We start from the raw sequence: 15,544 nt of genomic DNA, 5'->3' as shown, positions 1-15,544 counted from the left end.
ATAAAACCCGACAAGAACAATGCAAGAACAATCCTTTGGCGCGCCTTGCCGCAATGTAACCCATAGATTACAATTCATCATGGGAATCGACATCAACCCGAGCAAGATCGAGGGCCACTGGACCACCGGCTTCGCCCTGGACCTCCACACGATCAGCAGTACCCCGGCCGGCTACAACGAATACGGCCACATGCAATTCGACACGGTCCGGCCCCCCATCGCCGAATGTCTTTTCAAGCTCAAGAACCGTGGAGACAAAGACGCTGCGGACCCCATCATCGACGCCGCCGTCACCTTCCTCAAACCCAAACTCAAGCACAGCCAGCTCCTCGTGCCGGTTCCTCCCTCCAGCCAGCGGTCGCTTCAACCCGTGTTGATCCTCGGCGAAGGCATCGCCAAGGGACTCGGCATCCCCTTCGTCCCCTGCATCACCAAAACGCGCGCAACCCCACAATTGAAGAACGTCACCGACGTGGCGGAGAGGAAGAAGCTGTTGGAGGGGCTCTATGACGTGGAGCCGGGGAAGACAGAGGGCAAGAAGGTGCTTTTGTTCGACGACCTGTACCGTTCCGGCGCCACCATGAATGCGGTCGCCGACGTGCTTCTCAGAGAAGGCAAGGCGGCGGCCGTCTACGCCCTCACGATCACCAAGACAAGGAGCAACCAATGAAAACGATTTTCATCGGCGGCTCGCGCGAAATCAGCCGCCTGCCCCAAGAAATCAAGGAACGCCTGGACACCATGATGGCCCAAGGCCACCACGTCATCCTGGGCGATGCGAACGGTGCCGACAAAGCCGTTCAAAAGTACCTCGCCGACCACGCTTACCGCAACGTCACGCTCTTCTGTTCCGGCGACCGGCCGCGCAACAACGTCGGCGATTGGATGATCCGCAACGTCATCGCCGAATCCAAAACAAAGGACTACCAGTTCTACGCCGCCAAAGACCGCGAGATGGCCCGCGAAGCCGATTTCGGATTGATGATCTGGGACGGAAAAAGCCCGGGCACGCTTCTCAACCTCTTAAGGCTCTCGCAGGCGGAAAAGATCGCCGTCCTCTACAATATCCCGACCAAGGACGTCGTGAACTTCAAGATGGCCGATCAAATCCGCCGGTACATCGCCTCATGCGATGCGCCCGTTCGCGCCGATATCGAAAAGCGCGCCACGCCCGCCGAGAAGATGTTCCTCGCCGGCGAAGCGGCACAACCCAGCCTCCTCGATGGGGCCACCGTCTCCGACACCACGCCACCCAAACCCCTCGACGCCCGGTCCATCGACGCCCTCAACAAGGCCTTTCACACCGGCAACGTGGCCCGCATCATCGAGACGCTTGGCGCCCTTGCCCGTGAGCAAGGCATGAGCCACGTCGCCCGCGAAACCGGCCTCGCGCGCGAAGGGCTCTACCGTTCCCTGGACTCCGGCGGGAACCCGGAATTCGCGACGGTGATGAAAGTGCTCTCGTCAATCGGGGTCACCCTCGATGCGCGCCCCACAGACAAAGAGGCGATCGACCGCTAGCGCCTCTCAGGCCGCCCCTCTTCTTCTACGCGCCGCAGAAGCGTCCGAGCGGATGTCCTCAAGGTAATCCCGCACATCTTCCGCGAAACTGTCCTGGAGGGCGTCCGAGAGGCCCTGGAAGAGAAACCACTTCCGCGCATGGTCGCTCACGTCGCGATCAGCCGCCTCGAGAAAGCCCGTCCCGTATTTTTGGCGCAACGCAATCCGCTCTTTCACCAGCTGTGCGATGTCGAGCTCGAGGTGATGACCATCAAACTCGGCCGTCTCCACCTCGATCACCACCACCTGGCCGAATTCATCCCACTGCGCCTCACCCCTGAAATGGCCATACGGCACGCCGGCGATATCAACACCAAGCTCCTCAAACTTACGCTGCATCGGCTTCTCCCTCTGCAATACGCTCGCCGCCGGTCACGCGGATTTCTTTCCCTTCGCGGTTTTCACCTTGGGCTTTGCCTTCTCCTTGCCCTCGATGCTCTTCCTCAACGCGTCCATCAGGTTGACGACATTGCCCCCAACCCGCCGGGGCGCCTCGACGTGCGAGATGATCTTCTTGCCCTTCCGCTTGGCTTCCACCAGCGCGCGCAGTTTTTCCTGGTACACATTTTCGAATTTCTCCGGCCTGTAGGGCGCGGTCTTCTGGCCGATCAGCTGAACGGCCAGGTCGATCATTTCCTTCTGCGGCTTCTCCGCCGGTACGTCGTCGAAATAGTCCTCGGGCTTCTTCAACTCATCCGCGAACCGCAGCATCTCCATCACCAATCCGTCCTGCAGCGGCGATACCGACACAACCCACGTCCGGTTGGAAATCGTGACCTCGCCAAGACCAACCTTGCCGGTTTTCCGGAGCGCGTCGCGGATAACCGCATAGCCTTCCGCCGCAAGCTTGTCGGCCGGGACAAGGAAGTAAGGGCGCTCGAAGTAGCGGTAATCGATCTCGCTCTGGTCAATGAACTGGAGAAGATCCAAGGTCTTGGAACTTTCCGGTTTCGCGGCATCAATTTCGGCCTGGTCAACGAGCACGTATTCGTCAGGCGCCACCTCCACGCCCTTCGCGATATCGGACGACTGGACCTCACCCACGCCCTCGACATACCGCTTGCGGCCCACACGGCGGCCGGAGGGTTTGTGTATCTCGTTGAAATGGACCTCCGCCTGGCTCTCCACGGCGCTGTAAATTTCAATGGGCAACGAAACGAGGGACAATCTCAAATGCCCCTTCCAGTACGCGCGGGTATGCTTGGGCATGATTTTCTACTCGGAACACTAGATCTCGACGTGGGAAGCCCACGCACCACAAAATGTTCCCGCGCCCGGTTATCCACAACGGGAACAGGGGTGGAACACCGGCGGTATTGGCCCTATTTCTTGCCGCCATGAGCCATGGCCCCGCACAAAAAGTCCTTCCCCGCGATCCGCGCCTGCACGCCGCCTGGCGCGCCGCCTGTCTCGAATACCGCGCCTGCAGGCGTGAGGGCCATTACGAATGGATCTGCTATCACAACGCCCGCGCCGCGCTGTGGCGGCTGGTGCCGAACCTCACTTACGAAAAGGCGGCCGAAGAAACGACCAACGCCATCTCCTACGCCTCCGTCATGCACCCGAAGTGGCTGTGGTCGGGGACATCCGGCGTTCCGCCCCGGCCGAAGATGCCGTTCACGCCGCCCCACGTCATCAATGACCCCGAGACCTTGATGCGCTTCCGGCGGGAGGACCAGCGGCAGAGGACGCCCCGATGACAAACCTCACCCAACAGGACATCGATCTCTTGCGTGCGCTGCTCATGGAAGGCGGTTCCTGCATCCTGCGCGACTTGCCTTACAAGTCCGCCTACAGCGCCCTCGCCGACAAGGGATACGTGCTTGAAACGCAGCTTGCGCGCGGGGATGTCCATGTCGTGCTTACCGACGCCGGCCGCCGCGCCTTGCACAACACCATCAACTGACGTGTGCGAATATCAAATAACCCGCCCTAGGAACGGGAGAGCTCCATGCGGTTAGCTCGGGCGGGTCAGTCGCTTATGGACACGCTCCTTACGCATCCTGACACCTGGAACAACCACGCACCCCACCGGTTTGCCACTTATGACGCGTGACGAACCAAAACCGCCGCCCATCGCGCCCGCCGAGATCATCGGGTCGCCGAAATCCCCCCTGGACCACTATATCCAATGCCCCGGATGCGGCGCATGGGCGGACATGCGCGACCTCGGCATGGTGTTCGCGCATGCCGGAGACCTGCCGCACGGGCCAGGCGTGAAACAGCAATAGCCAGCTCACATCATGTCTTGAACAAATAGTCGCCGGCGGAAAGCGCAACTTCGGCCTGCTTGGCAGCTTTCCTGTCCGCGCAAGCCAGCGTGCGGTATTCAATGCGCCCGAGGTTCCGAAGAACATACTCACGCTTGGCCGCGTTCTTGCGCGTGCCTGTTCCAAATGGTGCCGGAAGCAAGGACGCCATCCGTTCGCAGACGTTGCCACCGCTGCCGAACAGAACAAGCCTGCCGGTATCGCGCTCGCGCAAATCATAGCAGCCGGGCCCGAACGGTGCCCAAAGGTATTCGCCTTTGCGCGGATCGGGGAACAATCTCCAGTTCGAAAACGCTGCCTTCGCCGGAACGCGCAAGCCCTGTTCCCTTTGCAAATCCAACACACCCCCTCCTTCCGAATTTATTCACTCCGTTGTCAGTTTGGCTTTTGCCCTTCTCGATAGAAAAACGAAAAGGAGCAAACATGATGCGCTTTTTTACTTTGTTGATTTTGAGTGCCGCCCTCACCGGCAATGCCTTCGCGCTGGAGGCGTCAGCAGGTGCCGACACCGTGAACACGAGCCAGCTTGGTATTGACGCCAAACTCAACGCAATGAATGCGGCGACCACGGCGGTGCTCAATAAAATCCTCACCTGCGCGAAGACCGGCCAATCCTTCGATGCAGCGACGGATGCATGCATCGGCCTCACCATCACCGAGCAGCAAACGCTTCTCAGCTGCAATAAGAACAACCAATTCTACGACAGCGCGACCGGAACCTGCGCAAGCGGATCTGCTTCAAAGCCCGAGCTTGTCAGGGTCGCGCATCTTTCCACTTCCAACTCCAACAAAACCTTTCAACTTGGCGGTCCCTATCAACTCTGCACGCTTGTAAGCGACAACCGCGCCGGCGACGCCCACGGGTATTGCACCATTTCAGGAACCCCGGGAACCAACTGGACGATTGCGTCAAAGCACTACTCAGGCGCGGCCGTGATGTGCACCGTTGACTGCTACAATTTCAAATAAGCGGTCATCGATTCACAAAAACCCGATAATCGCGCCGCCCTTCTCTCGTCACACATGCAACAGTGGGCAAAAGCCTTTTCCTCTTGAACCTTGTCAGTTTCGCTTTCGCGGCTCTCCATAACATCTTGTAAAGGAGAGAAACGTAATGCGCGTTCTTGGATTCTTGATTATGAGCGCCGCCCTCAGCGGCAATGTAATGGCCCTGGAAGCCTCCGCCGGCGCGGACAACGTCAACAGCAGCCAACTCGGCATCAACGCCAAGATCGATGCTTCCAACCAGATCCTCACCGCCGGCATGAACCAGATGCTCGCGTGCAATATCCAGGGCAAGCTTTTCGACTCGACTGCGGACGTCTGTAAAGACCCCGGCGAACCGCTGGCAGCGAAGATTGCCGCGTGCACCACCAATAAGGAGTTCTATAACCAGGCGACGGGAGAGTGCATGACGTCCGCCCCGGACCTCACGAACCAGCTCAACAACACAAATGCCCTGCTCACCGCGATGGCCAATTGCTATAATGCCAGGGGCACCTTCAACGTCGCGACCGGTGTGTGTTCGGCAAGCAGCCGCTCAGCTTCCATCAAGCAGGTTTACGTCAGCCCCGTCTACAACAACACCAAATCCAAAAAGGATAAAACCTACAGCCTCGGCACCGCCGACCTTTGCGTGATCAGCTTGGTCAAAGGTTCAACTTCGCAGCCCCGCGGCGGCTGTACCATGGCAGGCGTCCCCGGCGGCACCTGGAACATCACCATCTCCTCCTACAGCGACAGCGCCCGCTGGTGTCAGGCGACCTGCTACGACTTCCAGTAAGCTCCCCTTGCTTGCATCACGGCACTGAGTACGTGATCACAATCAATCCCGGCGCTCCGTTCCCGCCGGTGACCGTGCCGCTCGAACGCGGGCCACCGCCACCGCCGCCGAAGTTTCCTCCATCGCCTCCCAAAGTGGTGTCGTTAGCATTCACTCCGCCACCGCCACCGCCAGAGCCTACCGTCAAGCCGCCCGACCACCACTCACTGCCGGCGCCGCCCACCCCCGGCGGATCTCCCGCCGCGCCACCCACACCGCCGAAACCATTGTCGCCCGCACCGCCGGTTCCGTTAGGCGCCGACACCCCAGCCCCGTTCGGACCGGCGGCTCCACCGCCGCCACCGCCGTAGTTCGAACCTGACCCGCTGTGTCCGTCTCCCCCATCATATTTGATGCTGCCGATGCCGGACGACGCGGCTCCCCCGGCACCACCAGCCCCAGGACTCCCGCGCTTGCCGCCAACTCCTCCCTTCGCGCACACCGACTGCGCCGCGCACGTCGCGCCGGTGCCATTGAACCAGGTGTCGCCACCCGTATCGCCCGGGGAGCCCCCTCCCGCACCGCCGGCCCCCACCTGATATGCAACCGATGCCCCAGGCGTGAGCGCGAGGTCGACAATCTTCGAGTAGGCGCCGCCGCCACCGCCGCCACCTTGCCCGTTGCTTGTTCCACCCGCGCCGCCACCGCCACCAATGACCTCGATGGTGTTGCCGGAACTGTTCCAATCCGCAGGGACAGTCCACGTCCCGGCGCCAGCCGTCGTGAGAAGAACGACCTTCGCCTTGGAGACGTAACGGACGACAATGAGGCCCTGTTTGCCAGCGCCGCCAGCCTTGTCTGACGCACTGCTGGCAGCTCCTCCTCCGCCGCCGCCGCCACCATAACCTCCGGCAGTCGCCCCCGAGCCTGCCGCGTTGTTGGTGCCGCCGCCGCCAGCGCCGCCCCCGCCACCAGGCCCGGCAACCGAGCCATCGCTGGTTTGCGTCCACACGGAGTCTTGGGCGCCGACGCCACCACCGCCGTTATTGAAGCCACCGCCCCCGCCGCCACCCAAGCCGGCCGTGGCCGCATTCCCCGAATCGCCCGTGCTCGTCCCGGGCGTACCGCCCCCTGAACCACTGCGACCGTTGCCTCCGGCCGTCCCCCCGTTCGACGAAGCGTCTGCGGCCGCCGACCCGCCATCGGCCCCCCCCCCGCCGCCGCCGCCATTGGAGCTGCTCGACGTACCGGTGTTTGAACCGCCGTTGCCACCGTCGCCGAAGGGGCCACCCGCACCACCGCCGCCGCCGCCGCCCTTAGCGCTGCTCGAACCGGCGTTCCCACCGTTGCCGCCGGAGAATTTCGACGTGCCGATCCCGGAGGCCGCATCGCCGCCCGCGCCGCTGCCGGTACTGCCGTGATTGCCGCCGACGCCACCCTTCGCGCCAACCGACGCGTCTGCCAGGGTCGTGCCGTTAAACCATGTGTCGCCGCCGGAACCTGCTTGCGCGGAAGAGCCCGCGCTTCCACCTGCCCCGGCAGCACCGACCGCGTACGTGACCACCGACCCGGGCGTGAGGGGTACATTGGAGACGGCCGAATAGGCGCCGCCGCCACCGCCTGCCCCTGCAGTGCCGCCCGAACCGTACCCTCCTCCTCCTCCCCCTCCTCCTCCGATGACCTCGATGGTGTTCGTGGACGAGAAGTCCGCCGGGACAGTCCAAGTGCCCGTGCCTGTCGATGTGAGGAAGACCGTCTTCTCAAGGCACGCGGCAAGCGTGATGCCCGGGGCGCCGTTCCCGTAGAAGGACGCCCATTCCGCAAACGACCGGGTCGGGACGAAGATATCCTTGCCGGTCGGCGACCCGTTGGTCACCAAACGGCATTGGCCCCACTCGCTGATGTACAACGTCGACCCGCTGGCGACCCGGTAACCGTCCGCAGCGGAAACAAACCCGGCGAGTAGCAGGCTGGCGAGAAAAACGACCGCGATTAGCGCGCGCCGCATCCAACGGCTTTCAACTGACCCGCTTTCTCCGCGACACGGACAACGTCATCCCAAGCCGCCGCCGATTGCATCGGCAGGTACACCAATGCACGCCCCACATTCGTGACGCGCGCACAGGCGCCGCTAAAATCACTTTCGATGGTCGAAGAGGGGTAAAGGAGGAGATAGCGGCCCGAAACGCTCTTAATGGCCGCATGCACAGTCGCCGAACAGACGACAGCGACGGCAACGGCAAGGAGCCACTTCATGCCCCCATTTTCATCCGTACGCTGTATACTTCAATCCGTCTGCTGACGGATTGTTCATCGCACTAGTGATGCCCTCGAGCACGCTTCTCCAGAGCGCCCACGCGGCGCGCCAGATTCTCATTGGCAGCCTTGAGAAACTCGTTCTGCGCCTTCAATGCTTCGACCTCGACCTCGAGGTTGTCGTTCGCGGCTTGCAGCTTCTCACCGTTGGCGTCCAGTTTTGCAATCGCCGCATGATCACCGAAGACCATCGCCTTCAGTTCTTTCAACATCTCGAAAATCGGCCCGACAAGGGAAGGATAGTCAACCGAGAGGAAGCCCTTCTCGTTGGTATGAACGGCCTGCGGATAGACCTTGCGCACGTCCTGCGCGATGAGGCCCAGGTGGGTCGTCCTGCTCGGGTCCGCTTTATAGTAGAAGGATACAGGGTTCAGCTCGTCCAGCTTGGAAAGCCCCCCGGTGAGGCTCGTAATGTCGGATTTGAGCCGACGGTCGGACGCGTACAGGTAGGCCACCGCCGTCACGTTGCCGCTGAACACCGTGCTCGCCGCCGTCACGTTCAGCGCATTGCTGTTCTCCAGCGTGATGTTGAAGCTGCTGCCCGGCGTCCCCCAACCCATGTACGCCTGCCGCGTCCCCGAAGAATACCATTCGATGTAGGGCGAATGCGTCGTGTCCGTCCCGCTCAGGCGCAAGGCGTTGGAGCCCGACACTTCCAGCGTGCCTCCAGGGGCCGTGGTCCCGATGCCCACGTTGCCACCGTTCGCATTGATCAACGTATTCGAGGTGCTGCTGTAATTCAGGTAGAGGGGACCATTGTACGTATAAAGCTGGTTGTAGTTGAGCAGGGTGGCTTGCAGGTTGTTCGCGCTGAACACCTGGTATGTCCGGATCGCGCTGCTCGTGCTGATGTCCAGGGTAACGCCCGGAACCGTATTGCCCAAACCCAGGCGGTGGTTGGTGGCATCCCAGTACAGGTTGTTGGTGTCCGCCCCGAACAGCCCGCTGCTGTTGTACTGCAGGGCGCCGCTCATCCCCGCCGGGTTGGCCGCCCCCTGCGAGCTGCCGATGTAGTTGAACGCGTTGCCCGAGGCGTAGAGCTGGCTGATGCTCTGGCCGTTGCAAGACGCCGTATAAGCAGTGCCCGCATAGGTATTGAAACTGCCATCGGCATTGAAAATCACACGATAGCTGGTCGACCCCGCAAAACGGTAATCGGGTTTGCCGCTCGTATCCACGACTGCAAGGTCCAACCGCATAAACCCGCTCGAGCCCGAACAGGTGATCGCATCCGGGAATGTCGGCACCACCGTTGTCGTGCTCATCACCGTGGATTCGGAGATGTTCACCCACTTGCTGCTGGGCAGGTCGTAGCGCAGGTAATCGCGCGCCGAGAGGTTAGTGATGTTCACGTCCGCCAGGTTGGACAGCGCCGACGAGAGGCTGGTCCAGCCGCCCGTCGTGCACACCTGCATGGTGTTGCTGGCGTAGCGCATCGCGCCCTGCAGCCCGCTGCCGCAGCTCGCGATGCTGGTGCCCGCCTGGATCAGCGTGCCGCTGATGGCGCTGGCGCTGACGGTCGGCGCCGAGAGCAGTCCGGTGGAACTCACGTAGGTGAAGCGGCCGGTGTCCGCCGAAAGGCCGCCGCCGCTGTTCTTGAACTGCACGTCGTTGGTGGCGCCCGCCGCGATCGCCGCGTTGCCCGCGCCTGCAATCCACGTGCCGTTGCTGTACGTGAGCACCGAACCGCTGATCGCGCCGGCGACCGACACATCCGACAGGCTGGCCAGCATCATGGGACCCACCATCTGCTGGCTTTGGTAGCCGCTATACTGGCAGAAGATCACCGCGACGTTGGCCGGGCGGGTTTCCGTCGAGGTGCGGGCGACCAAAGAGGCATCCAAACTGACATCAGGATAATTATTGGCCGTGCCCGTGCCGTGATTACCCCCGCTTACACTTGCATCAATGGAGAATGCTCCAGCCGCATTACCTGCTTGACCACGCGTAATTCGGAACGAGCCGGTGATGTTTTGAAGGGTGTCGACTTGCGTCGCGCCGGGGACCCGCGTGCCGGAGGGGTCGACCCCCGCGCCGTTGTCGATGCCGCGCAGGAAGCGGCCGCGCGCGGGGGTATACTCGCTCCAGCCGTTCGGGCAGCTGGTGAACGCGAACGCCGAGATGGTGCCCTGCGGGATGCCGATCCCGACGTTTGTCCATCCACTGCCGTCGCACACCTGCATCGTTCCGCTGGTGTAGCGCATGGTGCCCGCCGCGCCGTTGCCACAAGCCAGCACCGTAGTCGCGCTCGGCAGTTGGATGTAGGTGCTGCTGATGGTGCTGGCCGAGACCGTCGTGGCGGAGAGAACCCCCGTCACGCTGGTGTAGGTGAACTTCCCGGTGTCGGCCGCAAGCCCCCCCCCGCTGTTGAACTGCACATCCTTGGTGCTGCCCGCCGGAGTGGCACCGCCACCGACGGTGCTGGAGGAGCTCAGGTTGGTCCAACCGGTCGTGGCGCACACCTGGATGGTGTCGCTGGCATAGCGGATGGAGCCCACGGTGCCCCCCGTGCAGGTCGTGGTGCTGGTGGAAACAAGTTGAATCAGGCTGGCCGAGACAAGCGTGCTGGAAACGCTGTTGAACGCCGCCGTGTTGCCGCTGAGGGTGCCCGGGTTGTAAATGGTGGTCGCCGAGAGGTACTGGCTGTTCAGCACCGTGGCCGAAACTGCCGGCGCCTGGAGTGTCCCGCTCGCGTAGGTGAAGTTGCCGGTATCCGCCGCGAGAAGGCCGCTGCTGTTGAATTGCACGTCCGCGGTGTTTCCCGCCGGGGTGGCCGAGCCAACAGGGCCTCCACCGTTCATCGTGAGGAGCGACCCGGTGAAGTACGTAAAATTATTGTTGTAAACATCTATATTTCCAGAACTTCCTCCATTCTGCTGGGCAAATAATTCAAAGTAGTCGCCGACCTGAGCATTTACGACTAGTGCAAAACCGACGTTATTATAAAGCCCGTTGGAAACGATAATGTGTTGCCCACCTACGATTGACCCGTTTTTTTCAAGGTACGCATAAATACCTCTTCCCGCATCGTTGCTGGTGACAAATCTAATCGCCCCCGTAAACAGGTAAGTGCCAGGTATCGTCACCGTGAACCTGCTCCCCGAAAAATTATTGTTCGTATCGAAAGTTTCGGCGTCAAAGGTCACTTTCGTAATCGTATTGTAGGCAATGGATTGCGTGGCGGCGGCTTTGTACGCCGCGAACGAAGGAACCACCGTCGCCGACGGCCCGAGAGACAGCCACGCCGTGCCGGAGCAATAATCGATGGTGTTGGACACGCTGTTGTAGCGTTGGGCGCCCGCGAGGCTGCCGGTGCAGGCGGTGGTGGTGTTGGAGATGAGGTGCAGCAGCGTGGTGCTCACCGTGCTAGCCGACACCAGCGTGCTGCTGATATTGCCGCTGGAGAGCTTGGGCAGGTAGCTGTTGGCGCTGTTCAGGTAGCCCCAGTCCGTGCCGCCCGTGGAGAGGCTGATGTAGCTGGTGGCGCTGTTGACCGTCATCGCCAGCGTGCCCGAGGTGATGCGATCGCCGAGGGCGGTACCGCCAGTGTTGGCGTTGCCGATGAAGTTGAAGGCTTTGCCCTGCGCATACAGTTGGGGAATGGACCATGTGTTCGTCACACAATCATAGCCAGTCATGTTTTGCTGCGAGGCATACGCCTGCGTCGTGTTGCTGAAGAACACACCATAGGCTGTCGGCGTCTGGTCTATCGCCGCGTAGAAGTGCTGCGTGGCGCCGACCGATTGCTGGGCCAAGATTCTCGTCCCCGAACCGTTGGTGCACGCGATGGCATCCGGCCAGTTCGACACGATTGTCGTGGTGCTCATCACGGTGGACTCGGAGATGTTCACCCACTTGCTGGTGCCCGCGTCGTAGCGGAGGTAGTCGCGGCCCGCGAGGTTGGTCAGCTGCACATCGGTAAGGCTGGCCATCGCGCTCACGCCCGCGCCGCCCGTGGTGGACGAGGACAGCGACGTCCACACCCCGCTTGCCGGGCAAACCTGCAACGTGTTCGAGGTCGCGTTGTACCGGATCTTGCCGGCATTCGCCGCCGTGCAGGCCCCGCCGGCCCCCACCTCGATGTCGGTGGCGGAGATGGTGCTCGCCGACACCAGCGTGCTGCTGACGTTGGCGCTGGACAGCTTAGGCAGGTAGCTGTTGGTGCTGTTCAGGTAGCCCCAGTCCGTGCCGTTGGTGGAGAGGCTGATGTAGCTCGTCGCGCTGTTCGCCGTCACCGCCAGCGTGCCGGACGTGATCCGGTCCGGCGAAGGAATGACACTGCTCGCCGAAACGTTCACCCACTTTGAGCTGCCGCTGTTGTATTGCAGCAGATCGTTATTGGAGAGTGTATCGAGTGTCACGTCGGTCATGCTGGCGAGCGCGCTGCCGCTCGTGCTCGTACCGGAGATAATCCCATTGGCCGGGATGAAGCAGCGGAAACTCACATTAGACGAGTAGGTACTTGCCGTCGGCCTCGAAGATGTCGTCGACTTCTCGCCGCACGAGGCACTGGACCCATAACTTGCTTCTCCTGTCCACTCACTCGTGGTGAATGGCACAATACCCGCCCCCACTGCGGCAGTAAGTTCCGAGTAGGTGGGAAGACGACCGCCATAGTTCGACCAACAGGCATTGATCGCGGAAATACAGTCGTCCGTGCCCTCGTCTGAATTCTGAATGCACCCCATGGTCTGGCCCTGCGACTGCATCAGGGTGAAGCCTGCCGGACAGGTAAACACCGGCATGGTCGAACCGGACACAAGGCCAACCCACCCGCGCGACGCGCAAACCTCCAGAGTATCGTTGGCGTAGCGCATCGAGCCCAGCAAACCGGTGCCGCAAGTGGCGCTACTGGTGCCCGCCTGGATAAGCGTGCCGCTGATCGCGCTGGCGCTGACGGTCGGTGCCGAGAGCAGCCCCGTGCTGCTCACGTAGGTGAAGCGGCCGGTATCGGCCGCGAGCGCGCCGGCGCTGTTGAACTGGATATCCGCCGTGCTACCTGCGGGGTTGGCCGTGCCACCGCCGAAACCGCCGGAACCGCCCCCGCCGAGTTTTATCGCGGAGAACGAAGAGCCGCCGTTCGTGATCCCGCTGGCTCCCCCATTGACCGCGAGTACCCTCACTTCATAGGCCGTCGAAACCGATGGGGTCACAAAAGCTTGGGCATAGGTATCGTTTCCCCAATTGAATCCCGCCGATCCAGGGCTGCCGACCGCCACGTTGTTTGTGGCGTCGTAAATTTTGTAGATCATGTTGGAAGTCGTCGAGGCGTTGCTAATCGCGACGTTCGCCTGGAGCAAATAACTTGACCCGGGCGCCAAGACGATGCGGTTGCCCGTTGCGGTGATATCGGTACCACCAGAATTTGTGACCGTATCAAAGACAATCACGGTTCCGGCCGCTGTGACGCTACCCTGCGCCGAAGCCTGGGTCTTCAACATATAAGCAACGGTGGCCGACGGCCCCATGCTGCTCCAGTTGCTGCCGTTGCAATATTCCATCGTCGAACTCACGGACGAATACCGGAGTGAACCCGAAATGCCGTTGGTGCAGCTCGCGCCGTTGTTGCCGACCTGGATGAGGCTGGTGGAGATGGTGGTCAGGCTCGCCTGCCCGGTGGCGGTGATGCCGCCGGTGAGCAGGGATGGGGTTTTCAGCGTGGAGCTGGCGTAGGTGAAGTTGCCGGTGTCGGCCGCGAGGAGGCCGCCGGAGTTGAATTGAACGTCGGCGGTGGAGCCTGCGGGGGTGGCGGTGCCGCCGGAGCCAGAGCCTTGGGGCGAAAGTAGCGCACCGGCGAAATAGGTTTGCGCGGTACTTCCCCCGACGCTCGTTCCATGCCGGTTCTGCACATAGGCTTTGACGACATCCCCAGCCGCAATATCAAGAATTGTTGTCACGCCGGATGAACTGCCAACCGACGTTGCAACGTAGTTCTGCGCGACACTCACACCGTTTTTGTAAATGTACGCATCGCAATACGTTGTCGAATCCGCACACCAAACCTGCACCGAGAAGATATATTTTCCCGGCACCGAAGCGGTGAACGCGTTGGACGAAAAATTATTGTTCGTGTCGTAGACCACGTTGCCAAACGTCAGCTGCACAGTCGTATCCGTCGTAACAGTCTGGTCCGTTCCCCCCTTATTGGCCAAGAAGGAGATCGGTTGGGTACTGGACGGGCCCATGCTCATCCAACCCGTCCCGGTGCAGTAATCGATGGTGTTGGACACGCTGTTGTAGCGCTGCGCCCCAGCAATGCCCGCCGTACAGGCGGTGGTGGTATTTGAGATGAGTTGCACAAGCGTGCTGCTGACGGTGGTGAGGCTTGCCTGCCCGGTGGCGGTGATGCCGCCGGTGAGGAGGGACGGCGTTTTCAGCGTGGAGCTGGTGTAGGTGAAGTTGCCGGTGTCGGCGGCGAGCAGGCCGCCGGAGTTGAATTGCACGTCGGCGGTGGAGCCTGCGGGGGTGGCGGTGCCGCCCGAGCCGCCCCCCTGGGGTGCGAGAAGAACGCCGTTCATGAACGTTTTCTGACCACTGCTGCTCTGAATGGTCACCCCATCGTCGAAGGCATATCCCTCCACATAATCCCCCACCCCAAGGTAGAGGATGGCATTGGCAACGCCGCCCGCGCCCGCGCTATCAGCCCGCCCCACCCCATATTTGACGGGGGAACCGTTCTTCCAAATTTCCGCTTGGCAGCTGCCATTGGTTATGTTGGTCGTGCAGAAGACGTTCAGGTTGATGAGGTAAAAGCCCGGAATGGTGGCCGTAAACCTGTCCGCCGCAAAATTGTTGTTGGTGTCGAACTCCTCGGTTTGCCACGTGAGTTTTGTGTGCTGGCTGGCGGTGACGGTTTGATCGGCGTTTTTGCTGACCTGAAACGCCACCGGCGTTGTCGAGCTCGGCCCAAGGCTCATCCATGCCGTGCCGGTGCAGTAGTCGATGGTGTTGGACACGTTGTTGTAACGCTGAGCGCCCGCCAGGCCCGATGTGCACGTCGCGCCGTTGTTGCCTAGTTGGAGGAGGCTGGTGGAGACGGTGGTAATGCTGGCCTGACCGGTGATGGTCGCGCCACCGGTGACGATCAGCGAGCCCAGCGTCGCGAGACCGGAGCTGTTGAGCGTCCCAAAGTTGCCCGCGCCGCTCGCGGTGATCGCCGTGGCGCTGATGTTCGGCGCCTTGAGCAATCCCGCGCTGTACGTAAAGTTGCCGGTGTCGGCGGAAAGAGCCCCACCATTGTTGAACTGCACGTCGGACGTGGAGCCCGCCGGGGTGGCCCCTCCGCCGCCACTGGTGTTGACGGTGAGCGAGACGCCGCCCGCCATGCTCACCCAATTGTTTGAATCGCAAAAGACCATCACGTTCGCGGACGTGGAGTAGGTCATGTCGCCGGCGACACCGGCCGGATTCGCGCAGGCCGCATGCGCCGTTTGCGCCACGATGAGAAGCCCCAAGAGGAGCAGGCACATGCGCATCGCCGCGCCGAACGGGCGAACCGTGAGGGTCACACCGACAATCTATTGAAGGAAAACGTATACCGCGAGGGGTGCCACTCGTTTGCCGCCCATTCCCCACGCAGGGATGTTGCAGGCCCGCACGGCGCAACCGGTTAACTCACTCCTAACCCCTTCCCAGC

At 61.7% G+C, this 15,544-nt stretch carries 12 protein-coding genes; 6 read left to right on the top strand and 6 right to left on the bottom strand.

Features of this window, described 5'->3' with window-relative positions:
* The first annotated feature begins 79 nt into the window (after nucleotides 1-79).
* Nucleotides 80-670 carry a ComF family protein gene (locus RLW41_RS18490; RefSeq protein ID WP_414462409.1) on the top strand — a complete coding sequence of 197 codons (591 nt, stop codon included), beginning with the start codon at nucleotides 80-82 and terminating at the stop codon, nucleotides 668-670.
* Complete coding sequence (locus tag RLW41_RS18485) at nucleotides 667-1,521, top strand: addiction module antidote protein (protein WP_414462408.1); 855 nt, start codon at nucleotides 667-669, stop codon at nucleotides 1,519-1,521. Before RLW41_RS18490 ends, RLW41_RS18485 begins: the two co-directional genes overlap by 4 nt.
* 6 nt (nucleotides 1,522-1,527) lie before the next feature.
* On the opposite strand, the gene RLW41_RS18480 is transcribed toward RLW41_RS18485, so the two are convergent.
* Together RLW41_RS18480 and RLW41_RS18475 are read right to left on the bottom strand one after the other, a co-directional pair.
* Nucleotides 1,528-1,899 carry a hypothetical protein gene (locus RLW41_RS18480; protein WP_414462407.1) on the bottom strand — a complete coding sequence of 124 codons (372 nt, stop codon included), beginning with the start codon at nucleotides 1,897-1,899 and terminating at the stop codon, nucleotides 1,528-1,530.
* Nucleotides 1,900-1,932: 33 nt separating this feature from the next.
* Nucleotides 1,933-2,769: a Ku protein gene (locus tag RLW41_RS18475; RefSeq protein WP_414462406.1), complete on the bottom strand. Its 837-nt coding sequence runs from the start codon at nucleotides 2,767-2,769 to the stop codon at nucleotides 1,933-1,935.
* A gap of 107 nt (nucleotides 2,770-2,876) precedes the next feature.
* On the opposite strand from RLW41_RS18475, the gene RLW41_RS18470 reads away from it, so the two are divergent.
* Both RLW41_RS18470 and RLW41_RS18465 read left to right on the top strand, forming a co-directional pair.
* The gene (locus RLW41_RS18470; RefSeq protein WP_414462405.1) at nucleotides 2,877-3,260 is read left to right on the top strand and encodes a hypothetical protein; all 384 of its coding nucleotides are present in this window, start codon (nucleotides 2,877-2,879) and stop codon (nucleotides 3,258-3,260) included.
* A complete protein-coding gene (locus RLW41_RS18465) occupies nucleotides 3,257-3,466 on the top strand; it encodes a hypothetical protein (RefSeq protein WP_414462404.1) in 210 nt (69 codons plus the stop codon). Before RLW41_RS18470 ends, RLW41_RS18465 begins: the two co-directional genes overlap by 4 nt.
* 335 nt (nucleotides 3,467-3,801) lie before the next feature.
* Here the strand turns inward: RLW41_RS18465 and RLW41_RS18460 are convergent, their stop codons facing one another.
* Nucleotides 3,802-4,170, bottom strand: a complete 369-nt coding sequence (locus RLW41_RS18460) for a hypothetical protein (RefSeq protein ID WP_414462403.1) — start codon at nucleotides 4,168-4,170, stop codon at nucleotides 3,802-3,804.
* Between the two features lie 83 nt (nucleotides 4,171-4,253).
* On the opposite strand from RLW41_RS18460, the gene RLW41_RS18455 reads away from it, so the two are divergent.
* On the top strand, nucleotides 4,254-4,799 hold the full coding sequence (locus tag RLW41_RS18455) for a hypothetical protein (protein WP_414462402.1): 546 nt from the start codon (nucleotides 4,254-4,256) through the stop codon (nucleotides 4,797-4,799).
* A 145-nt stretch (nucleotides 4,800-4,944) separates the two neighbouring features.
* The gene (locus RLW41_RS18450; protein ID WP_414462401.1) at nucleotides 4,945-5,613 is read left to right on the top strand and encodes a hypothetical protein; all 669 of its coding nucleotides are present in this window, start codon (nucleotides 4,945-4,947) and stop codon (nucleotides 5,611-5,613) included.
* Between the two features lie 16 nt (nucleotides 5,614-5,629).
* On the opposite strand, the gene RLW41_RS18445 is transcribed toward RLW41_RS18450, so the two are convergent.
* The 3 genes from RLW41_RS18445 to RLW41_RS18435 form a co-directional block, all read right to left on the bottom strand.
* Nucleotides 5,630-7,600 carry a glycine-rich domain-containing protein gene (locus tag RLW41_RS18445; RefSeq protein ID WP_414462400.1) on the bottom strand — a complete coding sequence of 657 codons (1,971 nt, stop codon included), beginning with the start codon at nucleotides 7,598-7,600 and terminating at the stop codon, nucleotides 5,630-5,632.
* Nucleotides 7,585-7,848, bottom strand: a complete 264-nt coding sequence (locus RLW41_RS18440; RefSeq protein WP_414462399.1) for a hypothetical protein — start codon at nucleotides 7,846-7,848, stop codon at nucleotides 7,585-7,587. The genes RLW41_RS18445 and RLW41_RS18440 overlap by 16 nt, the downstream gene beginning before the upstream one ends.
* Before the next feature lie 62 nt (nucleotides 7,849-7,910).
* Nucleotides 7,911-15,377 carry a tail fiber domain-containing protein gene (locus RLW41_RS18435; RefSeq protein WP_414462398.1) on the bottom strand — a complete coding sequence of 2,489 codons (7,467 nt, stop codon included), beginning with the start codon at nucleotides 15,375-15,377 and terminating at the stop codon, nucleotides 7,911-7,913.
* Between the last annotated feature and the right edge of the window lie 167 nt (nucleotides 15,378-15,544).

Origin of the sequence: Hyphomicrobium sp. DY-1 (assembly GCF_047497105.1) — a bacterium.
In the GTDB taxonomy this organism is placed as follows: Bacteria; Pseudomonadota; Alphaproteobacteria; order Rhizobiales; family Hyphomicrobiaceae; genus Hyphomicrobium_B.
This window is presented reverse-complemented; position numbering and strand designations above follow the sequence as displayed.

Bases quoted from the DNA above. Each gene is read 5' to 3' on its own strand.
- RLW41_RS18490 (WP_414462409.1), top strand. From the start codon at position 80: ATGGGAATCGACATCAACCCGAGCAAGATCGAGGGCCACTGGACCACC.
- RLW41_RS18485 (WP_414462408.1), top strand. From the start codon at position 667: ATGAAAACGATTTTCATCGGCGGCTCGCGCGAAATCAGCCGCCTGCCC.
- RLW41_RS18480 (WP_414462407.1), bottom strand. From the start codon at position 1,899: ATGCAGCGTAAGTTTGAGGAGCTTGGTGTTGATATCGCCGGCGTGCCG.
- RLW41_RS18475 (WP_414462406.1), bottom strand. From the start codon at position 2,769: ATGCCCAAGCATACCCGCGCGTACTGGAAGGGGCATTTGAGATTGTCC.
- RLW41_RS18465 (WP_414462404.1), top strand. From the start codon at position 3,257: ATGACAAACCTCACCCAACAGGACATCGATCTCTTGCGTGCGCTGCTC.
- RLW41_RS18455 (WP_414462402.1), top strand. From the start codon at position 4,254: ATGATGCGCTTTTTTACTTTGTTGATTTTGAGTGCCGCCCTCACCGGC.
- RLW41_RS18450 (WP_414462401.1), top strand. From the start codon at position 4,945: ATGCGCGTTCTTGGATTCTTGATTATGAGCGCCGCCCTCAGCGGCAAT.
- RLW41_RS18445 (WP_414462400.1), bottom strand. From the start codon at position 7,600: ATGCGGCGCGCGCTAATCGCGGTCGTTTTTCTCGCCAGCCTGCTACTC.
- RLW41_RS18440 (WP_414462399.1), bottom strand. From the start codon at position 7,848: ATGAAGTGGCTCCTTGCCGTTGCCGTCGCTGTCGTCTGTTCGGCGACT.
- RLW41_RS18435 (WP_414462398.1), bottom strand. From the start codon at position 15,377: ATGTGCCTGCTCCTCTTGGGGCTTCTCATCGTGGCGCAAACGGCGCAT.